Consider the following 19,735-nt stretch of genomic DNA (forward strand, 5'->3'; position numbering starts at 1 on the left):
ACAAAAATCATCAAAATATGTGCGGTTGCTCATGTTCTTACATTCTGGTTACAGAAAGAGATTGATAATTCGCGTCGCGAAAAATAGTCTGTTCCTGTAGTCAGCGAGACTTTTCTCAACGCTACTTTTTTAATTTTTATTTTTTTCGCTGTTCACCTTTGGTGCAGCAATTTATACGTCAAAGAGGATTAACCCATGCGTACGTTTAGTGGCAAACGTAGTACGCTGGCGCTGGCTATCGCCAGTGTTACAGCAATGTCGGGCTTTATGGCAATGCCGGAGGCTCGCGCCGAAGGATTCATCGACGATTCAACCTTAACCGGCGGTATCTATTACTGGCAGCGTGAACGCGACCGTAAAGACGTTACCGACGGCGATAAATACAAAACCAACCTTTCTCACTCCACCTGGAATGCCAACCTCGATTTTCAGTCTGGTTATGCTGCTGATATGTTCGGCCTTGATATTGCGGCGTTTACGGCGATTGAAATGGCGGAAAACGGCGACAGTTCTCACCCGAACGAAATCGCGTTTTCAAAAAGCAATAAAGCCTATGACGAAGACTGGTCCGGCGATAAAAGCGGTATAAGCCTGTATAAAGCAGCGGCCAAATTTAAATACGGTCCGGTGTGGGCGCGGGCAGGTTATATTCAGCCAACCGGTCAGACGCTGTTAGCGCCGCACTGGAGCTTTATGCCGGGTACTTATCAGGGGGCGGAAGCGGGGGCGAATTTTGATTACGGCGATGCTGGTGCGTTGAGTTTCTCCTACATGTGGACCAACGAATATAAAGCGCCGTGGCATCTGGAAATGGATGAGTTTTATCAGAACGATAAAACCACCAAAGTTGATTATCTACACTCCCTTGGGGCGAAGTACGACTTCAAAAATAACTTCGTACTGGAAGCGGCATTTGGTCAGGCAGAAGGGTATATCGATCAATATTTTGCCAAAGCCAGCTACAAATTTGATATCGCCGGTAGCCCGTTAACCACCAGCTACCAGTTCTACGGTACGCGCGATAAAGTTGACGATCGCAGCGTCAACGATCTTTATGACGGCACCGCCTGGCTGCAAGCGTTGACCTTTGGTTACCGGGCGGCTGACGTAGTGGATTTGCGTCTGGAAGGCACCTGGGTTAAAGCCGACGGCCAGCAGGGATACTTCCTGCAACGTATGACTCCAACCTACGCTTCCTCGAACGGTCGCCTGGATATCTGGTGGGATAACCGTTCTGACTTCAACGCCAACGGCGAAAAAGCGGTCTTCTTCGGTGCGATGTATGACCTGAAAAACTGGAATCTTCCAGGCTTCGCCATCGGCGCTTCCTACGTTTACGCATGGGATGCTAAACCCGCTACCTGGCAGAGCAATCCGGATGCGTACTACGACAAAAACCGGACTATTGAAGAGTCTGCATACAGCCTGGATGCGGTCTACACCATTCAGGACGGTCGCGCCAAAGGCACGATGTTCAAACTGCACTTTACCGAATACGACAACCACTCCGACATCCCAAGCTGGGGCGGTGGTTACGGCAACATCTTCCAGGATGAGCGTGACGTGAAATTTATGGTAATCGCACCATTCACCATCTTCTGATGCCCGACGCGGCAGGTTTTGTGCCTGCCGCACGTTTGAGGAATTTGCAATGAAAAAACTGATTCTCATCGCCATGATGGCATCGGGGCTGGTGGCTTGTGCACAATCCACCGCGCCACAGGAAGACAGCCATCTGAAAGAAGCTTACAGCGCCTGTATCAACACCGCGCAAGGTTCGCCGGAAAAAATTGAAGCCTGTCAGAGCGTGTTAAACGTGCTGAAGAAAGAGAAACAACATCAGCAATTTGCCGAGCAGGAAAGTGTCCGTGTGCTGGATTATCAGCAGTGCATTCAGGCAACGCAAACCGGTAATGACCAGGCAGTGAAAACCGATTGTGATAAGGTCTGGCAGGAAATTCGCAGCAATAACAAATAAGTGAGAGCTGTAACTCTCGCTTTTCTTATGTCCCTTGTATAAAAAAGCCAACCCGCAGGTTGGCTTTTCTCGTTCAGACTGGCTTATTCGCCTTCGTGCGCGTGCTCATCTTCGCGGCAATCGCCTTCGGCACAGTGACCGTAAAGATAGAGACTGTGGTTAGTCAGGCGAATGCCATGTTTTGCGGCAATTTCACGCTGACGCGCTTCGATGGAATCATCACTAAATTCGATAACCTTGCCGCAGTCGAGGCAGATCAGGTGATCGTGGTGATGTTGCTGTGTCAGTTCAAATACGGATTTACCGCCTTCAAAATTGTGGCGGGTGACGATACCAGCGTCGTCGAACTGGTTCAGTACGCGATATACCGTAGCCAGACCAATTTCTTCACCCATATCGATCAGACGTTTGTATAAATCTTCCGCACTGACGTGATGGTTGTCCGGCTCCTGAAGAACTTCCAGGATTTTTAAACGAGGAAGCGTTACTTTCAGGCCAGCTTTCTTTAGGGCGGTATTGTTATCAGTCATGCGGAATCTGTCCTGTTACTAAGCGGTTCACTTCATTAGGAGAAGTGACAGAATTTGCTCTTGAGATAATGCGTATCATTATAGAATTGCCACGCCTAAATGAAAACCACAAGTCCCTGGCAAATATTGTTAATAAAAACGTGGCACAGCTTACATTTACAACGGCAAGGCCACTTGAACACCGGGACATTGTACAGGTACAACAGCAAAAGTTACAAATTTGTAGCAATTATTTTGATTGGCATTATCTATTAATACGGCGTAGACATGAGTCTACGCCGCATCACATCAGGCATTGAGAATTTCGTCGAGATGCAATTCTTCAGAAATCTGTTTAACCCATTTTTCTACACGTTCAGCGGTCAGTTCCGGCTGACGGTCTTCGTCGATAGCCAGACCGACAAAGTGGTCGTCATCTGCCAGACCTTTTGATGCTTCGAAATGGTAGCCCGCAGTTGGCCAGTGACCAACGATGGTTGCACCGCGCGGTTCAATGATGTCGCGGATGGTGCCCAATGCGTCACAGAAGTATTCAGCGTAATCTTCCTGGTCGCCACAACCAAACAGCGCAACCAGTTTGCCATTGAAATCAATCTCTTCGAGAGTCGGGAAGAAGTCATCCCAGTCACACTGCGCTTCGCCGTAATACCAGGTTGGGATGCCCAGCAGCAGAATGTCATATGCTTCCAGATCTTCTTTGCTGCTTTTTGCAATGTCATGGACATCGGCAACGTCTTTACCAAGCTGTTTTTGAATCATTTTTGCGATATTTTCGGTATTACCGGTGTCGCTGCCGAAAAAGATGCCAGTGATAGCCATGAGTGAAATAACCTCTTGAAACTTATTGAAATGGGGGTGGAAAATTGCCCACGGATAAAGGCAATCATAGCAGAACAGGCAGTCTTGCGGAATCAGCAAACGAGCAGGACTGCACACTGTGCTACATGAAAGTGGAAATTTAAACGATGCCCTGACTACGCAGCGCCGCCAGTTGCTGCATTAACATCTCTTCGATCAGTTCGCTACGGCTCATATTGCGCGATTCCGCCAGCTCGTTCAGCGCCTCGACAGCTTCCGCGTTTAGCTTCAGTTCGACACGCTTAAGGCCACGTACTTTGTCGCGTTTTAGCTGGTTGCGTTTATTAATACGCAGCTGTTCATCGCGCGAAAGCGGATTAGTTTTCGGTCGTCCCGGTCGACGCTCGTGCGCGAACAGATCTAATGTCGTACGGTCCGTTTGTTCTTTGGCCATGATCTTGGTGACTTCGGGGGAAACAATCAGCCAGGCGCCTGCCCGGATGGATAGCGCGCCATAATACATCAGCGCGATGAGTCACGCCAACGCCCACGCGCGGAAAGCGACGCGGACGCTGGGTTTTTAATCAGTTACGTTAATCATTGAGATAGCGACGGATAGCGCGTAATACCGCATCCGGTTTTTCAGCATGGACCCAGTGACCCGCGCCAGCAATCACATGCGCTCGTGCCTGTGGAAATTGTGTCAGTAAATCATCACGATACTGCTCGCTAACATACGGAGAATTGCCGCCTGGGATAAACAGGGCAGGGTGATCCCATGCCGGGATTTTCTCCCAACCCACAATATGCGGATACTGATCCCACAATACCGGCACGTTAAAGCGCCACTCCCCGTCAACAAAAGATTTCAACAGAAACTGAATCACCCCTTCTTCATTAAGATGCTGGCGCATTACTGCCGCTGCTTGCTGGCGAGTTTGCGCGTCGGATTCACTGACTGCGTTGATAGCCGCGAAAATTTCATCATGACGGCGTACGTGATAGTCGACCGGCGCGATATCAATCGCCACCAGTTTATCGATGCGATCGGGGGCCAGTGCAGTCAGTGCCATCACCGCTTTACCGCCCATTGAGTGTCCAATAAATGTTGCCTTATCGATCTGCTGTGCATCCAGAGTGTCAACAAGATCCTGGGCCATCGCCGGGTAACTCATCACCGGATCTCTCGGGGAAAGACCGTGGTTACGCATATCAACCTGGATGATATTGTGATCGTTTACCAGATCGCGAGCCAGTACGCCAAGGTTGTCGAGGCTGCCAAACAGACCATGGACAAGAACGATGGGAGAATTATTGTGCTGGTTTTGTGCAGTTTGCGCGCGGATATTCAATTTCATGGCAAAGTTCTTTTTTTCGCGTTGTCGGGTTAGGGTATTATGTTGACCATTGTGCCACAGGGCTGCAACAAATAAGGTTTAATCCGAGTTTTTCTGCAAGCCAGGCTTGACGCTATCCGCTGCCGGGATTTATTCATATACTCCTGGCGACTTGTATTCAGCTAAGACACTGCACTGGATTAAGATGAAAACGATTGAAGTTGATGATGAACTCTACAGCTATATTGCCAGCCACACTAAGCATATCGGCGAGAGCGCATCCGACATTTTACGGCGTATGTTGAAATTTTCCGCCGCATCACAGCCTGCTGCTCCGGTGACGAAAGAGGTTCGCGTTGCGTCACCTGCTATCGTCGAAGCGAAGCCGGTCAAAACGATTAAAGACAAGGTTCGCGCAATGCGTGAACTTTTGCTTTCAGACGAATACGCAGAGCAAAAGCGAGCGGTCAATCGCTTCATGCTGCTGTTGTCTACACTATATTCTCTTGACGCCCAGGCGTTTGCCGAGGCCACGGAATCGTTGCACGGTCGTACACGCGTTTACTTTGCGGCAGATGAACAAACGCTGCTGAAAAATGGTAATCAGACCAAGCCGAAACATGTGCCAGGCACGCCGTATTGGGTGATCACCAACACCAACACCGGCCGTAAATGCAGCATGATCGAACACATCATGCAGTCGATGCAATTCCCGGCGGAATTGATTGAGAAGGTTTGCGGAACTATCTAAAACGTTGCAGACAAAGGACAAAGCAATGGCAATCCACAATCGTGCAGGCCAACCTGCACAACAGAGTGATTTGATTAACGTCGCCCAACTGACGGCGCAATATTATGTACTGAAACCAGAAGCAGGGAATGCGGAGCACGCGGTGAAATTCGGTACTTCCGGTCACCGTGGCAGTGCAGCGCGCCACAGCTTTAACGAGCCGCACATTCTGGCGATCGCTCAGGCAATTGCTGAAGAACGTGCGAAAAACGGCATCACTGGCCCTTGCTATGTGGGTAAAGATACTCACGCCCTGTCCGAGCCTGCGTTCATTTCCGTACTGGAAGTGCTGGCAGCGAACGGCGTAGATGTTATTGTGCAGGAAAACAATGGCTTCACTCCGACGCCTGCCGTTTCCAATGCCATCCTGGTTCACAATAAAAAAGGTGGCCCGCTGGCAGACGGTATCGTGATTACACCGTCCCATAACCCGCCGGAAGATGGTGGTATCAAGTACAATCCGCCAAATGGTGGCCCGGCTGATACTAACGTCACCAAAGTGGTGGAAGACAGGGCCAACGCACTGCTGGCCGATGGCCTGAAAGGCGTGAAGCGTATCTCCCTTGACGAAGCGATGGCATCCGGTCATGTGAAAGAGCAGGATCTGGTGCAGCCGTTTGTGGAAGGTCTGGCCGATATCGTTGATATGGCGGCGATTCAGAAAGCGGGCCTGACGCTGGGCGTTGATCCGCTGGGCGGTTCCGGTATCGAATACTGGAAGCGTATTGGCGAGTATTACAACCTTAACCTGACCATCGTTAACGATCAGGTCGATCAAACCTTCCGCTTTATGCACCTCGATAAAGACGGCGCGATCCGTATGGACTGCTCCTCCGAGTGTGCGATGGCGGGTCTGCTGGCACTGCGTGATAAGTTCGATCTGGCGTTTGCTAACGACCCGGATTATGACCGTCACGGTATCGTCACTCCGGCAGGTTTGATGAATCCGAACCACTACCTGGCGGTGGCGATCAACTACCTGTTCCAGCATCGTCCGCAGTGGGGCAAAGATGTTGCTGTCGGTAAAACGCTGGTTTCATCTGCGATGATCGACCGTGTGGTCAATGATTTGGGCCGTAAGCTGGTAGAAGTCCCGGTAGGCTTCAAATGGTTTGTTGATGGTCTGTTCGACGGCAGTTTCGGCTTTGGCGGCGAAGAGAGCGCAGGGGCTTCCTTCCTGCGTTTCGACGGCACGCCGTGGTCCACCGATAAAGACGGTATCATTATGTGTCTGCTGGCGGCGGAAATCACTGCTGTTACCGGTAAGAACCCGCAGGAACACTACAACGAACTGGCAAAACGCTTTGGTGCGCCGAGCTACAACCGTTTGCAGGCAGCTGCGACTTCCGCACAAAAAGCGGCGCTGTCTAAGCTGTCTCCGGAAATGGTGAGCGCCAGCACCCTGGCAGGCGACCCGATCACCGCGCGCCTGACTGCTGCTCCGGGCAACGGTGCTTCTATTGGCGGTCTGAAAGTGATGACTGACAACGGCTGGTTCGCCGCGCGTCCGTCAGGCACGGAAGACGCATACAAAATCTACTGCGAAAGCTTCCTCGGTGAAGAACATCGCAAGCAGATCGAGAAAGAAGCGGTTGAGATTGTTAGCGAAGTTCTGAAAAACGCGTAAACACATTAAATAAGAAAAAGGGCGGTCGGAAGATCGCCCTTTTTTATTTCGCTTTTTTAACCGTGTTTGTTTTTCAGTTCAAAGCGTGGTGATACCAGACCATACAGTGTCCAACCAAGGAAGGTCACGATGGAACCGTACAGCATGGCTTCTTCCCCGGATGAGTACAGCGCATAGAAACTGTACATCGCACCAACAAAGGCAACAAAGTTTGCTACTTTCGCTTTTGATGGTGGCACATTGGCGACCTTCTGAATAATGACTAATGCCGCCATCGACAGAATATATGGGATGATATTGGTCACCACGGCCAGGTTAACCAGCACGTTGAACTGGCTGTTCAGTGACGGGCTAATGGTCATCAGTGCCAATCCACTCTGAATAATCACAATGGTCAACATCCCCTGAACCGGTGCATCCACTTTGGTTACACGGGAGAAAATTTTAGGGAAGTAGCCTTCATCAGATGAAGATTTAAACACCTGGGCAATGGTGAACTGCCAGCCAAGTAGCGAACCGCAGCAGGACATCACCATCAGCGCCATAATGACTTTACCCACTTCCGGTGTGAACATTTGCGCGAAGGCCAGACCAAATGGTGCCGTTGAATTTGCCAGCTCCATATTGGGCACAATCCCGGCAATCACGTTGGTGGAGACGATATAAATCACCGCCGCACCTAACGTACCGCCGAGTACCGCGATTGGCACATTACGTTCCGGGTTTTCCACTACATCAGTATTCGCACACGCAGACTCCAGACCAAGAAAAGCCCACAGCGTCATGGCGATGGAAGAACCTACCGCACTGAAGAACGGTGCATGATGCGGATTCCAGGAATCAACGTAAAGTGTCGGGCTAAACCAGAACCAGCCGATAACGCACAGGCCTACCACCGGAATAATGACCCCCCACACGGTAATGCTACTGATTTGCCCGGTAATGCGCGCACCACCAAAGTTAGCCACGGTACAAATCCACAGCACTCCGATGGTTGCCAGACCAATCTGCACTGGTGACAAACTCGCGCCGAGCAGTTCGGTGCCGTAACCAACTGCCGAAATAGCAATCGCCACGTTAGCAATCAGCAGCGAGACGCCGTAGGTATAGTTCGCCATAAAGTTACCGGATTTACCGAAAGCATACTCGGCATAACCGCCCATACCGCCTGATTTACGGCTGAACATACCGCATTTTGCGAATGCCCATGCCAGCGCCATTGAGCCTACGGCTGTCACCAACCAGGAGATTATTGAGATTGTCCCAACTTCGGCAAGCTTTGTCGGCAGCATGATGATGCCGGAGCCCATCATGTTGACCATCGTCAGTATGGTTAACTGAACGACGCCCATTTTGTTCGATTTAGCCTGACTCATAATTTTTCCCCTTTCAACAGGGTGCTTTGCGCATCACGAGGCTTGATGACATAGCACCAAACTTGCTTACGACCATCATGTTCTTCGATATAGACACCCTGCAGCTCCGGTGCAAAACCTGGCAGCAGGTTGATCCCTTCTTCCAGAGCGCTGAAGTAACGCAGAACAGCACCACCCCAGATTTCACCCGGAACAACACACAGCACACCCGGAGGATAAGGAAGCGCACCTTCGGCTGCGATACGGCCTTCTGCATCCGGCAGACGAACCAGTTCCACTTCACCGCGTAAGTAGGCATAGTTGGCTTCCTGTGGATTCATGCTGACGCGTGGGAAGTGTTCCTTACGGAACATCTCTTTTTGCAGTTGTTTCACGTTGTGACGGGCATACAAATCATGCATTTCCTGGCACAACTGACGCAGGGTATAACCGGCGTAGCGCTCTTCATGCTGTTTGTAGATGGAAGGCAATACTTCCGCCAGAGGCGCATCAGCTTCCAGTAGTTTTTCGAAGCGTACCAGCAGGGCAACAAGTTGCTGCAGTTTGGCCATATCTTCTGCCGGAGTCAGCAGGAAGAGGATGGAGTTAAGATCGCATTTTTCCGGCACTACGCCATTTTCGCGCAGGAAGTTAGCAAGAATCGTCGCGGGTACACCGAATGCTTCATATTCGCCGTTACGTGCATCAATGCCAGGAGTTGTCAGCAACAGTTTGCACGGATCGACAAAGTATTGATTCTCTGCGTAACCTTCAAAAGAATGCCAGTGCTCACCGGGTACAAATTTAAAGAAGCGCAGATCAACCGCAATTTGCGCTGTTTCATACGATTGCCAGGGTTTACCATCCACCAGTTCAGGAACGAACGGACGAATGTGCTGACAGTTATCGAGGATCAATTTGCGGGCATTAATACCGTTAACCACACAATCCATCCACATATTACGACCGCTGACACCTTCATGCATTTTGGCGTTAATATCCAGTGCGGCAAACAGCGGATAGAACGGGCTGGTGGAGGCGTGCATCATAAAGGCGTTGTTCATGCGTTTGTGCGGGACATAACGCTGTTGCCCTTTGATATGGCTGTCTTTTTTATGAATTTGTGAAGTCTGGGAAAAACCAGCCTGCTGCTTATGTACAGATTGCGTAACCAGAATACCCGGATCGTTCTCATTAAGCTCCAGTAGCAGCGGCGAACAGTCCGCCATCATCGGAATAAACTGTTCATAGCCGACCCATGCTGAGTCAAACAGGATGTAGTCACACAGATGACCGATTTTATCCACCACCTGGCGGGCGTTATAAATAGTACCGTCGTAGGTGCCTAACTGAATCACAGCGAGGCGGAACGGACGCGCCTCTTTTGCCCGTTGCGGTGCAACTTCTTTAATCAGTTCACGCAGATAACTTTCTTCGAAGCAGTGCGCATCAATACCACCGATAAAACCATACGGGTTACGTGCTGTTTCCAGATAAACCGGTGTTGCACCAGCCTGTAGCAAGGCCCCGTGGTGGTTAGACTTATGGTTATTGCGGTCAAACAGCACCAGATCACCCGGTGTTAGCAGGGCGTTTAAAACCACTTTGTTGGAAGAGGAGGTGCCGTTTAAAACAAAGTACGTTTTATCGGCATTAAACACTTTAGCTGCATGTTGCTGTGCAATGCATGGCGCACCTTCATGAATCAGTAGATCGCCCATTGCTACGTCGGCATTACACAAGTCGGAGCGGAAGAGCATTTCGCCAAAATATTCCACGAACTGATTGCCTGCCGGATGGCGACGGAAAAACTCACCCCCCTGATGACCCGGGCAGTCAAAAGCGCTATTGCCCTGATTGACATAATCGACCAGTGCGCGGAAGAAGGGCGGGCGCAGCTGCGTTTCATAATGGCTGGCGGCGGTTTCTAACTGACGTCCGTAAAATTCTTTCCGTGATTCGCAATGCTCGAAGACACCAGTAATACGTGGCAGATATTCTGCTGGTACACGTTCTTCATTTTCCGTTGCAATAAAAATAGGAATGCCATAGCCAGTAGCGTCTATTTCATCGAGTTTTCCACGTTCAACATCATTGACCGACAAAATAATGGCGGCAACGTCAATATAATTACTTTCGTCAATATTCACGCATGCACGATGAGTGGAAAAACAATCCGGGCAAGAACGACTAACGGCAATTTTTAATTCTGACATTTTGTTCATCTCTTTATTTCAGGTAATAGCAGGTCCTCAATTTCTCAAAGGAGAAATCGATCACGCCGGAAAAAAAGCAAAACTCCACCGCTGATAAATAAATCAGTAGTTTGCTTTTTGCAGATGCAATAACCCAGACCAGCCCGGTAACTGGCTATACTCGTCATACTTCAAGTTGCTAGTGCTGCGACTTGAATTATTTAGAGTTTAAAAGGGTTAGCAGTATATGAGCACCGAGGGATACAGGTATTAACCTGTAATGCTTAAAGTCAGGGAGACCTGTACGCTGGGGTGCCCTTTAGTCAGAAGACTAACGGGCATTAAAGAAATGAAAGTCAAAACTATTACGATGGGCAAACTTCATGATATGGGTTGTCCGCCTTATATGAGGCATTAAGCGGTTATTATTTTCCATTTACCTTTACCTTTTGCTGTGTCAGTTGAAGGTAGAGTTATTCTATCCATGAAAAGGCTATAAACTGTGAAGAAGATCAACAAAAAACGATCACGCCCAAAATAATAAATCGTTAATTAAGAGTGGCGCCATATTAGATGCTGTTTTGTTGTTTAAATGTTGTAATTTCGTAGGTTATATTTTCATTAAGAAATTAAACCTGCCAAATAATAATTTTCGGGGCAGGTTTAATAATGAATTAATAATTAGTTAAGCGTATTTATTGAATAATAATTCATGGCATAAACCGATACCCAATACCGGTTTCAGTAATAAAATGGCGAGGGCGGGCGGGATCTTGCTCCAGTTTTTGTCGCAGATGTCCCATATAAATACGCAAATAGTGGCTGTGTTCGACCGCGTTTGGTCCCCACACCTGGTTGAGAAGCTGGCGCTGGGTGAGCACTTTTCCGGCATTGTTGAGCAGCACCGCCAGCAGGCGGAATTCAATCGGGGTGAGATGCACCTCTTCCTCACCGCGGTGAATCACGCGGGCGGCTAAATCGACGGTAACATCAGAAAATTTCACCAGCGGCTCGGGCGCGGTGGTGGCGGAGTGGCGACGTAAAGCAACGCGCAGACGGGCCTGTAATTCGCCAATACCAAATGGCTTACTCAGGTAATCATCCGCTCCGGCATCCAGCGCGGCGATTTTGTCGCTCTCTTCGCTGCGGGCGGAAAGCACAATTACTGGCACCGAGCTCCACTGGCGCAGGTCGCGGATAAACTCAATCCCATCACCGTCTGGCAGGCCGAGATCGAGAATAATCAAATCTGGCTTACGAGTCGCCGCTTCCAGCAGCCCCCGTTGCAGCGTTTCGGCTTCAAAAACGCGCATCCCATCGCCCTCCAGCGCTGTGCGCAGAAAGCGACGAATAGCCTGTTCATCTTCAACAATCAGAACGTTTGTCACATATCCTCATGAAATTCTTCAAGTTCAGGGGCTGTTTGCTGGGGAAGTGTAACACGAAAACAGGCACCACCTTGCGGTCGGTTGAACGCGGTAATGGTGCCGCTGTGTACATCCACAATCGCCCGACAAATTGCCAGCCCAAGCCCGACGCCCGGCACTGCCGACTCTTTATTTCCACGAGCAAACTTATCGAATATCGTCTGCTCCAGGCCTTGTGGAAGACCGGGGCCGTTATCCCAGACATCCAGTTGTAGATTTTCGCCCTCAACGTGGGCATCGATACCAATTTCGGCCTGCGCACCCGCGTATTTCACCGCGTTCTCCAGCAGATTAATCAGCACCCGTTCAAAGAGTGGCCCATCAACGTGGATTAAGGTCAGCGGTTCTGGCAAAGACAGGTTGATGGGCGATGATAATCCCGGTTCCAGCATTTGTAGCGCGCTACCGACCACTTCTTCCAGCGTTAACCACTCTTTCTTCAAATTAAAGCCGCCGGACTGAATTCGCGCCATATCCAGTAGATTATTCACCAGTCGGGTCGTGTTCAGCACATGCTGACGAATCTCGCTGGCCTGGCGGGCGTGAGGCGATCCTTCGCTTGCCAGATCGAGCGTTAAGATTTCTGCCTGACCGAACAGCACCGTAAGCGGCGTGCGTAAATCATGCGAAAGCGCCGCCAGCAGGGCGTTGCGGATCTGTTCTCGTTCGCTTGCCATCCGCGCCTGTTCTTCGCTGGCGGTCAGCGCCAGGCGTTCCAGGGCATTGGCAACTAACAGCGTGAACGTCTCCAGCAGGCGTTGCTGTTCCGGGATCATCAACTGGCGCAGATTCCCCGGTTCCACCATCACCAGTCCGTAGGTTTTCTCGCCGCTTTTTAACGGCAAAATCTGGTATGGCACACCGGGTAACGTATCGGTGCCCGCGCCCGCAGGCAGGCCTTTATCAAAACTCCACTGCGCGATGGCATCTTCCCACGGCGTCATTCCTTGCGGATGTGTCAACGGCTGCAATTTACCGTTGTCATCGGGCAACAACACCTGGCTGCGGGCATGAAACGTGGAAGCAATAAATTGTTCGCTGGTGGCGGCGATGTCCTGCGGACTGCGGCCCACAGCCAGAGCTTTCGACATTTCATATAAGTGCCGTGTGCGTTGTTCGCGGTAACGGGCTACCCGCGCCTGATAACGCACGCCAGCAGTAAGGTTCCCGATCACCAGCCCGACGGTTAACATCACCGCGAAGGTCAGCAGATATTGCACATCAGAGACGGCGAGCGTGCCGCGTGGGGCGATAAAAAAGAGATCGAAACTCACCACATTAATGACGGTAGCAAGCACCGAAGGCCAGCGTCCATAAAATAGCGCCACCACCACCACGCCAAGCAGATACAGCATCACCAGGTTGGCGGCATCAAACGCCATCAGCCACTGCATGGCAATTAAGGTGATAACGGCACATAACGCGGCGGCAACCACGCACCCCTGAATCTGTACCCGCCACTTGTCTTTAAAAGAGCGGCTATCCGGCGCGTTATTAAGCGGGCGGGCGGGTGGTTCATCAAGCGCGACCAGCACCTGATCGAGATCGGGGGCGATGCGCGCCAGTCGGTCAGCAAACGTTTCCCGATGCCACCAGCGGCGCGAGGCCGGGCGACCGAGAATAATCTTGCCGAGATTATGTTCACGGGCATAACGCACTACGGCTTTCTCTTTCGTCGGATCAGAAAGTGTTGCCGTCTCCGCGCCCAGCTCCTGCGCCAGACGTAAGGCGCTGAGAATTGCCCGACGTTTTTTCTCCGGTAAGCGATTCAGGGCAGGGGTTTCAACATACACCGCGTGCCAGACGCTCCCAAGGCGCGATGCCAGCCGCGCCGCCGCGCGGACCAGTTTCTCACTGCCGGTGTTATGCCCAATACATAAAAGAATCGCGTCGCGCGTGTGCCAGACTTTCTCTTCGCCAGGATGCCCCCGCCAGGCGCGCATTTGTTCATCTACGCGATCGGCAGTACGGCGCAGTGCCAGTTCTCGCAGAGCGATCAGATTGCCTTTGCGGAAAAAATGTTCAATGGCGCGCTCCGCCTGCCCGGCAATATAGACTTTGCCTTCTTTCAGCCGTTGACGCAGATCGTCCGGGGGCAAGTCCACCAGCACTACGTCGTCGGCAGCATCAAAAAAGGGATCGGGCACGGTTTCCCGCACCTGAATTCCGGTGACGCCACTGACCACATCATTCAGGCTTTCCAGATGCTGAACGTTGACGGTCGTGAAAACATCAATGCCCGCTTCCAGCAGCTCTTCGATGTCCTGCCAGCGTTTAGGATGACGAGAACCTGGCGCATTACTGTGCGCCAGTTCGTCCATTAAGATCAGCGCCGGACGGCGGGCGAGGGCGGCATCGAGATCAAACTCGCTGATATGCCGCCCACGGTACGCCTGGCGTTTTAGCGGCAGAACAGCCAGCCCTTCCAGCATTGCGGCGGTATCTTTCCGTCCGTGAGTTTCAACCACGCCAACCACAATATCCAGCCCTTGCGCCCGCAGTCGCTGGGCTTCTGCCAGCATCGCCCAGGTCTTCCCGACGCCTGCACAGGCACCGAAAAAAACTTTCAGCTTCCCCCGATGCGGCGCGGCAGTTTGTTCCAGCAGACGATCGGGGTCGGGACGTAAGGGTTCGTTATTCATCAAGCTTATCCAGCGCCAGATTGAGTTCGACAATATTGACGACCGGCTGGCCGATATATTTCACCAGCGGTTGTTGGCTGTATTTTGCGACCAGTTGCGTGAGCTGTTCAACGCTGAGATTACGCGCTTTCGCCACGCGTGGGATCTGCCAGACCGCCGCTTGCGGGGTAATGTTATTGTCCAGCCCGCTTGCTGACGCCGTCACCAGTTCAACCGGAACGCTCGTGCTGGCGTCCGGGTTAGCGGCCCGTAATGCGGCAACGCGTGCAGCGATTTGTTTATCCAGCTCCGGGTTACTAACCGCCAGATTGCTCCCGCCAGAAGCCTGTGGATTATAGGGCATTTCTGCCGTTGCCGACGGGCGACCATGAAAATAGCCGTTGCCGGTAAAATTCTGCCCGATTAATGCCGAGCCGCGCACCGTATCACCTTCGCGAATCAACGAACCATTGGCCTGCCAGGGAAACCACCATTGCCCCAGCGCGGTGGTCAGCAGCGGGTAAACACCGCCAGTAATCAGTAACAAAAAGAGAAATGTTGATAATGCCGGACGTAATCCACGCATGGTAAACCTCACACCAGACCGCAAACGGTCAGCAGTAAATCAATGACTTTGATACCAATAAACGGCACCAGCAGCCCACCCAGACCGTAAATCCATAAGTTACGGCGCAACATGGCAGAAGCGGTAAGCGGTTTATAACTCACGCCTTTTAACGCCAGGGGAATCAAAAAGACGATAATCAAGGCGTTGAAAATGACCGCACTGAGAATGGCGGAGTCGGGCGAATGCAGGCGCATGATGTTCAGCGCATTTAACTGCGGATACGTTGCCGCGAACGCCGCCGGAATAATGGCGAAGTATTTCGCCACATCGTTGGCAATGCTGAAGGTGGTCAGCGAGCCACGGGTCATCAGCATCTGTTTGCCAATATGCACCACCTCGATCAACTTGGTCGGGTTAGAGTCGAGATCCACCATATTGCCCGCTTCTTTCGCCGCCTGAGTACCTGAGTTCATCGCCACCGCGACATCTGCCTGCGCCAGCGCCGGAGCATCGTTGGTGCCGTCGCCGGTCATCGCCACCAAACGGCCTTCCGCCTGATACTGACGGATCAATGCCAGCTTGGCCTCCGGTGTCGCTTCAGCGAGAAAATCATCGACGCCCGCTTCCGCAGCAATGGCGGCGGCAGTCAGACGGTTATCGCCAGTAATCATCACCGTTTTTATGCCCATTTGGCGCAGCTGGGCGAAGCGCTCTTTAATACCGCCTTTGACGATATCTTTCAGCGCAATAACGCCCAGCACACGGGAACCTTCCACCACCACCAACGGCGTGGCCCCCTGACGCGCAACCTGATCGACTTTTTGATCAACATCGGCAGGGAAGTGACCACCGTTAGCCTCAACATGGCGGCGAATGGCATCGACAGAACCTTTACGGATCATACGGTTGTCGATATTGATCCCGCTCATTCGACTTTGCGCAGTAAACGGTACAAAAGTGGCGTGAAGCGACTGCACATCGCGCTCGCGCAGGTTAAAACGCTGCTTGGCGAGGATCACAATACTGCGGCCTTCCGGCGTTTCGTCGGCCAGCGAAGCCAGTTGTGCTGCGTCGGCCAGCGTTTTTTCCTCTACGCCCTGCGCGGGGATAAACTCTGATGCCTGACGGTTACCGAGGGTGATGGTACCGGTTTTATCCAGCAGCAGGACGTCCACGTCGCCCGCCGCTTCAACTGCACGTCCGCTGGTGGCAATCACATTCGCGCCCAGCATCCGACTCATTCCGGCGACGCCGATCGCTGACAACAGGCCGCCAATAGTGGTTGGGATCAGACAGACCAACAGCGCCACCAGTACCGTTACGCTGACTGCATTACCGCCCCACGCGGAAAACGGCCACAGCGTGGCGGTTGCCAGTAAAAAGACGATAGTCAGGGCAATCAGCAGAATGGTCAGGGCAATCTCGTTCGGCGTTTTACGTCGCTGCGCGCCTTCCACCATCGCGATCATCCGATCCAGAAATGTCTCACCGGGGTTAACGCTGCACTCAATCACCAGCCAGTCAGAAAGAATACGCGTGCCGCCAGTGACGGAGGCAAAATCGCCACCGGATTCACGGATCACCGGTGCCGATTCCCCAGTGATGGCGCTTTCATCGACCGATGCACCCCCTTCAATGACTTCACCATCGCAGGGGATAATATCGCCAGCTTCTACTAGTACGATATCGCCTTTACGCAGTTGATCGGCAGGAACTTTGTCTGCCACAGCGCCATATTTCGGCTCACGCAGCTTGCGGGCAAAGGCAGTTTTTTTCACCCCTTTCAGACTGTTGGCCTGCGCTTTACTGCGGCCTTCTGCCAGCGCCTCGGCGAAATTAGCGAACAGTACGGTGACCCACAGCCAGCCGCTAATTGCCGCGCTAAACAGCGCATTGCCAGGCATCGCGCCGCTTGCCATCGCGATGCTAATACAGGTGGTCAGCAGACTGCCGATCCAGACGATAAACATCACTGGATTACGCCATTGCGCCTGCGGGTTTAATTTTTTCACCGCTTCTTTCAGCGCCTGAACGACAAGTGTTGGTTCGAATAGCGCCAGTTGTTTACGACTCATATTCAGTGCTCACTCAATATCATCAGGAGAGATATTCCGCCACCGGACCAAGCGCCAGGGCAGGGATAAAGGTCAGTGCGCCAACCAGCAACACGGTGCCGATCAACAGACCAACAAACAGCGGGCCGTGCGTTGGTAGCGTGCCGGAGCTGGCGGGCTGGCTCTTTTTACTCACCAGCGAACCGGCAATCGCCATCACCGGGATAATCACCCCGAAGCGACCGACAAACATGCAGAACGCCAGTAAACAGTTCCAGAACGGAGAGTTGGCGCTTAAGCCGGCAAAGGCGCTGCCGTTGTTGTTAGCGGCGGATGACACGGCGTACAGCACTTCGCTAAAACCATGCGGGCCAGGGTTGAGCATGGCGCTACGTCCGGCGTCGGTCATCATTGCCAGCGCCGCGCCCATCAGCACCAGCGTCGGGGTGACCAGAATCGCCAGTGCAGTCAGTTTCATCTCACGTACGTCGATTTTTTTACCCAGATATTCCGGTGTACGACCAATCATCAGCCCGGCAATAAACACCGCCAGCAGAACGAACAGCATCATGCCGTAAAGACCAGAACCGACACCGCCGAATACCACTTCACCAATTTGCATCAGCCACATCGGCACCATGCCACCGAGAGCGGTAAACGAATCATGCATCGCAATCACCGCGCCACAGGAAGCCGCCGTAGTCACGACCGCAAACAGGCTACTGACCAGCACGCCGAAACGGCTCTCTTTACCTTCCATATTGATGCTGCTGTCCGCACCCAGCGCCAGCAGATGAGGATTACCCTGAACTTCTGCCCACATCACCACGCCTACGCAGATGACAAAAATCACTGACATCGCCCACAGCAACATGCGCCCCTGGCGGCGATCGCCTGCCACTTCACCAAAGGCAAAGCACAGCGCTGTTGGGATCAAGAAGATCGCCAGCATCTGCACGAAGTTGGTCAGTGCGGTCGGGTTTTCAAACGGATGCGATGAGTTGGCATTAAAGAAACCGCCGCCATTAGTGCCGAGCATCTTGATCGCTTCCTGAGAAGCCACCGGACCCATTGGTAACAGCTGTTGCGCCCCTTCAACAGTCGTAACCGACTGATAGGGAAGAAAGTTTTGCAACGCACCTTGTTGAATAAAAAACAGCGCGATCAACAACGCCACCGGGGCTAACACCCATAACGTGATGCGTAGCAGATCGACCCAGGCATTGCCGAGTGTGCTCATGCTCTGGCGGGTAAATGCACGAATGAGGGCAAAAATCACCGCAATCCCGCTGGCGGCAGAAAGAAAGTTTTGTACCGTTAAGCCCACCATCTGGCTGAAATAGCTTAATGTGGTTTCACCGCTATAAGATTGCCAGTTGGTATTAGTGACAAAGCTGACGGCAGTATTCAGCGCCAGATCCCACGACAGCCCCGGTAACTGCTGCGGGTTAAGCGGTAGATAGTGCTGACCGAGCAACATAAAAAACAGCACCGCCAGCCCCAGCATGTTCAGGCCGAGAATGGCAGAGAGATACTGCTTCCAGTTCATCTCAAGGCCAGAGACGCCGAGTACACGAAAGAGTACGCGCTCAACGCCCGTCGTACCAGGAAGAGGAATATCATTAATCAGCCGCGCCAGCCCACTGCCCAAAGGGCGCGCCAGCACCATTAACACCAGTAAAAACGTGGCAATCAGTAAGAACCCTTGCGCAGCCATCAGAACGCCTCCGCATTGATCAGGGCATAAACCAGATAACCCAGTAATAAAAACACCAGCAATACGCCGGTTATCACGCCTGCACTCACAGTGCACCTCCAGTGGCCTAAAAGTGATACCGGAAGGGTAGAATTCTGGCTGCAAAGATTTCGCAAAAATCTGCGGACGGGGTGTAAAAAAAGTATAAAAATGGCAAAAGCCATGATTTAACTAATGTTTAGTATTAATTTAACTTTTATGTAACTTAATTACGGGGTGAATGTAAATAAACCATCAATAAGCAAAAATAAGTGGTCGGATGAGTAGTAAAATTACACAAAAGGCGGTACTATTTTCATCAGATAAACAAATTCATTTTTCCGGTGCCATTCACCGGGTAGATACAAAAGGGGGAGAAAAGTATGGAACTCTACAGAGAATATCCTGCATGGCTTATCTTTTTACGCCGTACTTATGCGGTTGCAGCGGGCGTTTTGGCGCTGCCTTTCATGCTTTTCTGGAAAGACCGCGCCCGCTTTTACAGCTACCTGCACCGCGTCTGGTCGAAAACCAGCGATAAACCGGTGTGGATGGATCAGGCCGAAAAGGCAACCGGTGATTTTTACTGATTGCTAAATATTACGTTCAAAGAAAACCGCCAGCGGAAACGCTGGCGGTTTTTTTGTATCAGGAAGATGTTCAGAGGAATATTTAGACACCGTTATACCAACCGAAATATATATTCATGAAATATATATA

The 19,735-nt window shown here is 51.7% G+C and carries 20 protein-coding genes; 5 read left to right on the forward strand and 15 right to left on the reverse strand.

The genetic code is table 11. From position 1 onward, the window contains the following. Positions 1 to 195 precede the first annotated feature (195 nt). Together chiP and QUE74_RS04090 are read left to right on the forward strand one after the other, a co-directional pair. Entirely contained in the window at positions 196 to 1,602 is a 1,407-nt protein-coding gene (chiP, locus tag QUE74_RS04085; RefSeq protein WP_001258860.1) for a chitoporin ChiP, read from the forward strand. A 49-nt stretch (positions 1,603 to 1,651) separates the two neighbouring features. Beyond that, positions 1,652 to 1,978 (forward strand): ChiQ/YbfN family lipoprotein, encoded by a 327-nt coding sequence (locus tag QUE74_RS04090; RefSeq protein ID WP_000733584.1) that lies wholly within the window; start codon positions 1,652 to 1,654, stop codon positions 1,976 to 1,978. A gap of 83 nt (positions 1,979 to 2,061) precedes the next feature. On the opposite strand, the gene fur is transcribed toward QUE74_RS04090, so the two are convergent. The 5 genes from fur to ybfF form a co-directional block, all read right to left on the reverse strand. Next, positions 2,062 to 2,508: a ferric iron uptake transcriptional regulator gene (fur, locus tag QUE74_RS04095; RefSeq protein ID WP_000131701.1), complete on the reverse strand. Its 447-nt coding sequence runs from the start codon at positions 2,506 to 2,508 to the stop codon at positions 2,062 to 2,064. Then, a complete protein-coding gene (gene uof / locus QUE74_RS04100; RefSeq protein ID WP_001695552.1) occupies positions 2,501 to 2,587 on the reverse strand; it encodes a fur leader peptide in 87 nt (28 codons plus the stop codon). The genes fur and uof overlap by 8 nt, the downstream gene beginning before the upstream one ends. 209 nt (positions 2,588 to 2,796) lie before the next feature. Continuing rightward, a complete protein-coding gene (gene fldA / locus QUE74_RS04105) occupies positions 2,797 to 3,327 on the reverse strand; it encodes a flavodoxin FldA (protein WP_001018618.1) in 531 nt (176 codons plus the stop codon). Positions 3,328 to 3,466: 139 nt separating this feature from the next. Next, positions 3,467 to 3,760: a LexA regulated protein gene (gene ybfE, locus QUE74_RS04110; RefSeq protein WP_001300829.1), complete on the reverse strand. Its 294-nt coding sequence runs from the start codon at positions 3,758 to 3,760 to the stop codon at positions 3,467 to 3,469. A 139-nt stretch (positions 3,761 to 3,899) separates the two neighbouring features. Continuing rightward, positions 3,900 to 4,664: an esterase gene (gene ybfF, locus QUE74_RS04115; RefSeq protein WP_000773298.1), complete on the reverse strand. Its 765-nt coding sequence runs from the start codon at positions 4,662 to 4,664 to the stop codon at positions 3,900 to 3,902. A 184-nt stretch (positions 4,665 to 4,848) separates the two neighbouring features. Between ybfF and seqA the strand changes: the two genes are divergently transcribed. Both seqA and pgm read left to right on the forward strand, forming a co-directional pair. After that, entirely contained in the window at positions 4,849 to 5,394 is a 546-nt protein-coding gene (gene seqA, locus QUE74_RS04120) for a replication initiation negative regulator SeqA (protein WP_000848387.1), read from the forward strand. A gap of 25 nt (positions 5,395 to 5,419) precedes the next feature. Beyond that, on the forward strand, positions 5,420 to 7,060 hold the full coding sequence (pgm, locus tag QUE74_RS04125) for a phosphoglucomutase (alpha-D-glucose-1,6-bisphosphate-dependent) (protein WP_001297249.1): 1,641 nt from the start codon (positions 5,420 to 5,422) through the stop codon (positions 7,058 to 7,060). 56 nt (positions 7,061 to 7,116) lie between these two features. On the opposite strand, the gene potE is transcribed toward pgm, so the two are convergent. The 10 genes from potE to kdpF form a co-directional block, all read right to left on the reverse strand. Further along, positions 7,117 to 8,436, reverse strand: a complete 1,320-nt coding sequence (potE, locus tag QUE74_RS04130; protein ID WP_000075850.1) for a putrescine-ornithine antiporter — start codon at positions 8,434 to 8,436, stop codon at positions 7,117 to 7,119. Beyond that, positions 8,433 to 10,631, reverse strand: a complete 2,199-nt coding sequence (gene speF / locus QUE74_RS04135; protein ID WP_024166238.1) for an ornithine decarboxylase SpeF — start codon at positions 10,629 to 10,631, stop codon at positions 8,433 to 8,435. The genes potE and speF overlap by 4 nt, the downstream gene beginning before the upstream one ends. Positions 10,632 to 10,941: 310 nt before the next feature. After that, entirely contained in the window at positions 10,942 to 11,046 is a 105-nt protein-coding gene (speFL, locus tag QUE74_RS04140) for a leader peptide SpeFL (RefSeq protein WP_001312672.1), read from the reverse strand. After that, positions 11,025 to 11,156, reverse strand: coding sequence for a TonB-dependent receptor (locus tag QUE74_RS29445; RefSeq protein WP_071533241.1), 132 nt, complete (start codon positions 11,154 to 11,156; stop codon positions 11,025 to 11,027). The genes speFL and QUE74_RS29445 overlap by 22 nt, the downstream gene beginning before the upstream one ends. A gap of 164 nt (positions 11,157 to 11,320) precedes the next feature. Next, positions 11,321 to 11,998 carry a two-component system response regulator KdpE gene (gene kdpE / locus QUE74_RS04145; RefSeq protein ID WP_000186090.1) on the reverse strand — a complete coding sequence of 226 codons (678 nt, stop codon included), beginning with the start codon at positions 11,996 to 11,998 and terminating at the stop codon, positions 11,321 to 11,323. After that, positions 11,995 to 14,679 carry a two-component system sensor histidine kinase KdpD gene (gene kdpD / locus QUE74_RS04150; protein ID WP_001354848.1) on the reverse strand — a complete coding sequence of 895 codons (2,685 nt, stop codon included), beginning with the start codon at positions 14,677 to 14,679 and terminating at the stop codon, positions 11,995 to 11,997. Before kdpD ends, kdpE begins: the two co-directional genes overlap by 4 nt. Then, positions 14,672 to 15,244 carry a K(+)-transporting ATPase subunit C gene (gene kdpC, locus QUE74_RS04155; RefSeq protein WP_001354849.1) on the reverse strand — a complete coding sequence of 191 codons (573 nt, stop codon included), beginning with the start codon at positions 15,242 to 15,244 and terminating at the stop codon, positions 14,672 to 14,674. Before kdpC ends, kdpD begins: the two co-directional genes overlap by 8 nt. An 8-nt stretch (positions 15,245 to 15,252) precedes the next feature. After that, complete coding sequence (gene kdpB / locus QUE74_RS04160) at positions 15,253 to 17,301, reverse strand: potassium-transporting ATPase subunit KdpB (RefSeq protein WP_000087981.1); 2,049 nt, start codon at positions 17,299 to 17,301, stop codon at positions 15,253 to 15,255. A 22-nt stretch (positions 17,302 to 17,323) separates the two neighbouring features. Beyond that, positions 17,324 to 18,997 (reverse strand): potassium-transporting ATPase subunit KdpA, encoded by a 1,674-nt coding sequence (gene kdpA / locus QUE74_RS04165; RefSeq protein ID WP_000741142.1) that lies wholly within the window; start codon positions 18,995 to 18,997, stop codon positions 17,324 to 17,326. Further along, a complete protein-coding gene (gene kdpF, locus QUE74_RS04170) occupies positions 18,997 to 19,086 on the reverse strand; it encodes a K(+)-transporting ATPase subunit F (RefSeq protein WP_001272653.1) in 90 nt (29 codons plus the stop codon). The genes kdpA and kdpF overlap by 1 nt, the downstream gene beginning before the upstream one ends. A gap of 312 nt (positions 19,087 to 19,398) precedes the next feature. Between kdpF and QUE74_RS04175 the strand changes: the two genes are divergently transcribed. After that, complete coding sequence (locus QUE74_RS04175; protein WP_000424924.1) at positions 19,399 to 19,605, forward strand: YbfA family protein; 207 nt, start codon at positions 19,399 to 19,401, stop codon at positions 19,603 to 19,605. The last annotated feature ends 130 nt before the right edge of the window (positions 19,606 to 19,735 follow it).

Source organism: Escherichia sp. 10290 (genome assembly GCF_030295155.1).
Classification (GTDB): Bacteria; Pseudomonadota; Gammaproteobacteria; order Enterobacterales; family Enterobacteriaceae; genus Escherichia; species Escherichia coli_F.

What these genes read in the sequence shown, in the direction of transcription:
- chiP (WP_001258860.1), top strand. Translation starts at nt 196, where the DNA reads ATGCGTACGTTTAGTGGCAAACGTAGTACGCTGGCGCTGGCTATCGCC.
- QUE74_RS04090 (WP_000733584.1), top strand. Translation starts at nt 1,652, where the DNA reads ATGAAAAAACTGATTCTCATCGCCATGATGGCATCGGGGCTGGTGGCT.
- fur (WP_000131701.1), bottom strand. Translation starts at nt 2,508, where the DNA reads ATGACTGATAACAATACCGCCCTAAAGAAAGCTGGCCTGAAAGTAACG.
- uof (WP_001695552.1), bottom strand. Translation starts at nt 2,587, where the DNA reads ATGATACGCATTATCTCAAGAGCAAATTCTGTCACTTCTCCTAATGAA.
- fldA (WP_001018618.1), bottom strand. Translation starts at nt 3,327, where the DNA reads ATGGCTATCACTGGCATCTTTTTCGGCAGCGACACCGGTAATACCGAA.
- ybfE (WP_001300829.1), bottom strand. Translation starts at nt 3,760, where the DNA reads ATGGCCAAAGAACAAACGGACCGTACGACATTAGATCTGTTCGCGCAC.
- ybfF (WP_000773298.1), bottom strand. Translation starts at nt 4,664, where the DNA reads ATGAAATTGAATATCCGCGCGCAAACTGCACAAAACCAGCACAATAAT.
- seqA (WP_000848387.1), top strand. Translation starts at nt 4,849, where the DNA reads ATGAAAACGATTGAAGTTGATGATGAACTCTACAGCTATATTGCCAGC.
- pgm (WP_001297249.1), top strand. Translation starts at nt 5,420, where the DNA reads ATGGCAATCCACAATCGTGCAGGCCAACCTGCACAACAGAGTGATTTG.
- potE (WP_000075850.1), bottom strand. Translation starts at nt 8,436, where the DNA reads ATGAGTCAGGCTAAATCGAACAAAATGGGCGTCGTTCAGTTAACCATA.
- speF (WP_024166238.1), bottom strand. Translation starts at nt 10,631, where the DNA reads ATGTCAGAATTAAAAATTGCCGTTAGTCGTTCTTGCCCGGATTGTTTT.
- speFL (WP_001312672.1), bottom strand. Translation starts at nt 11,046, where the DNA reads ATGGAAAATAATAACCGCTTAATGCCTCATATAAGGCGGACAACCCAT.
- kdpD (WP_001354848.1), bottom strand. Translation starts at nt 14,679, where the DNA reads ATGAATAACGAACCCTTACGTCCCGACCCCGATCGTCTGCTGGAACAA.
- kdpC (WP_001354849.1), bottom strand. Translation starts at nt 15,244, where the DNA reads ATGCGTGGATTACGTCCGGCATTATCAACATTTCTCTTTTTGTTACTG.
- kdpB (WP_000087981.1), bottom strand. Translation starts at nt 17,301, where the DNA reads ATGAGTCGTAAACAACTGGCGCTATTCGAACCAACACTTGTCGTTCAG.
- kdpA (WP_000741142.1), bottom strand. Translation starts at nt 18,997, where the DNA reads ATGGCTGCGCAAGGGTTCTTACTGATTGCCACGTTTTTACTGGTGTTA.
- QUE74_RS04175 (WP_000424924.1), top strand. Translation starts at nt 19,399, where the DNA reads ATGGAACTCTACAGAGAATATCCTGCATGGCTTATCTTTTTACGCCGT.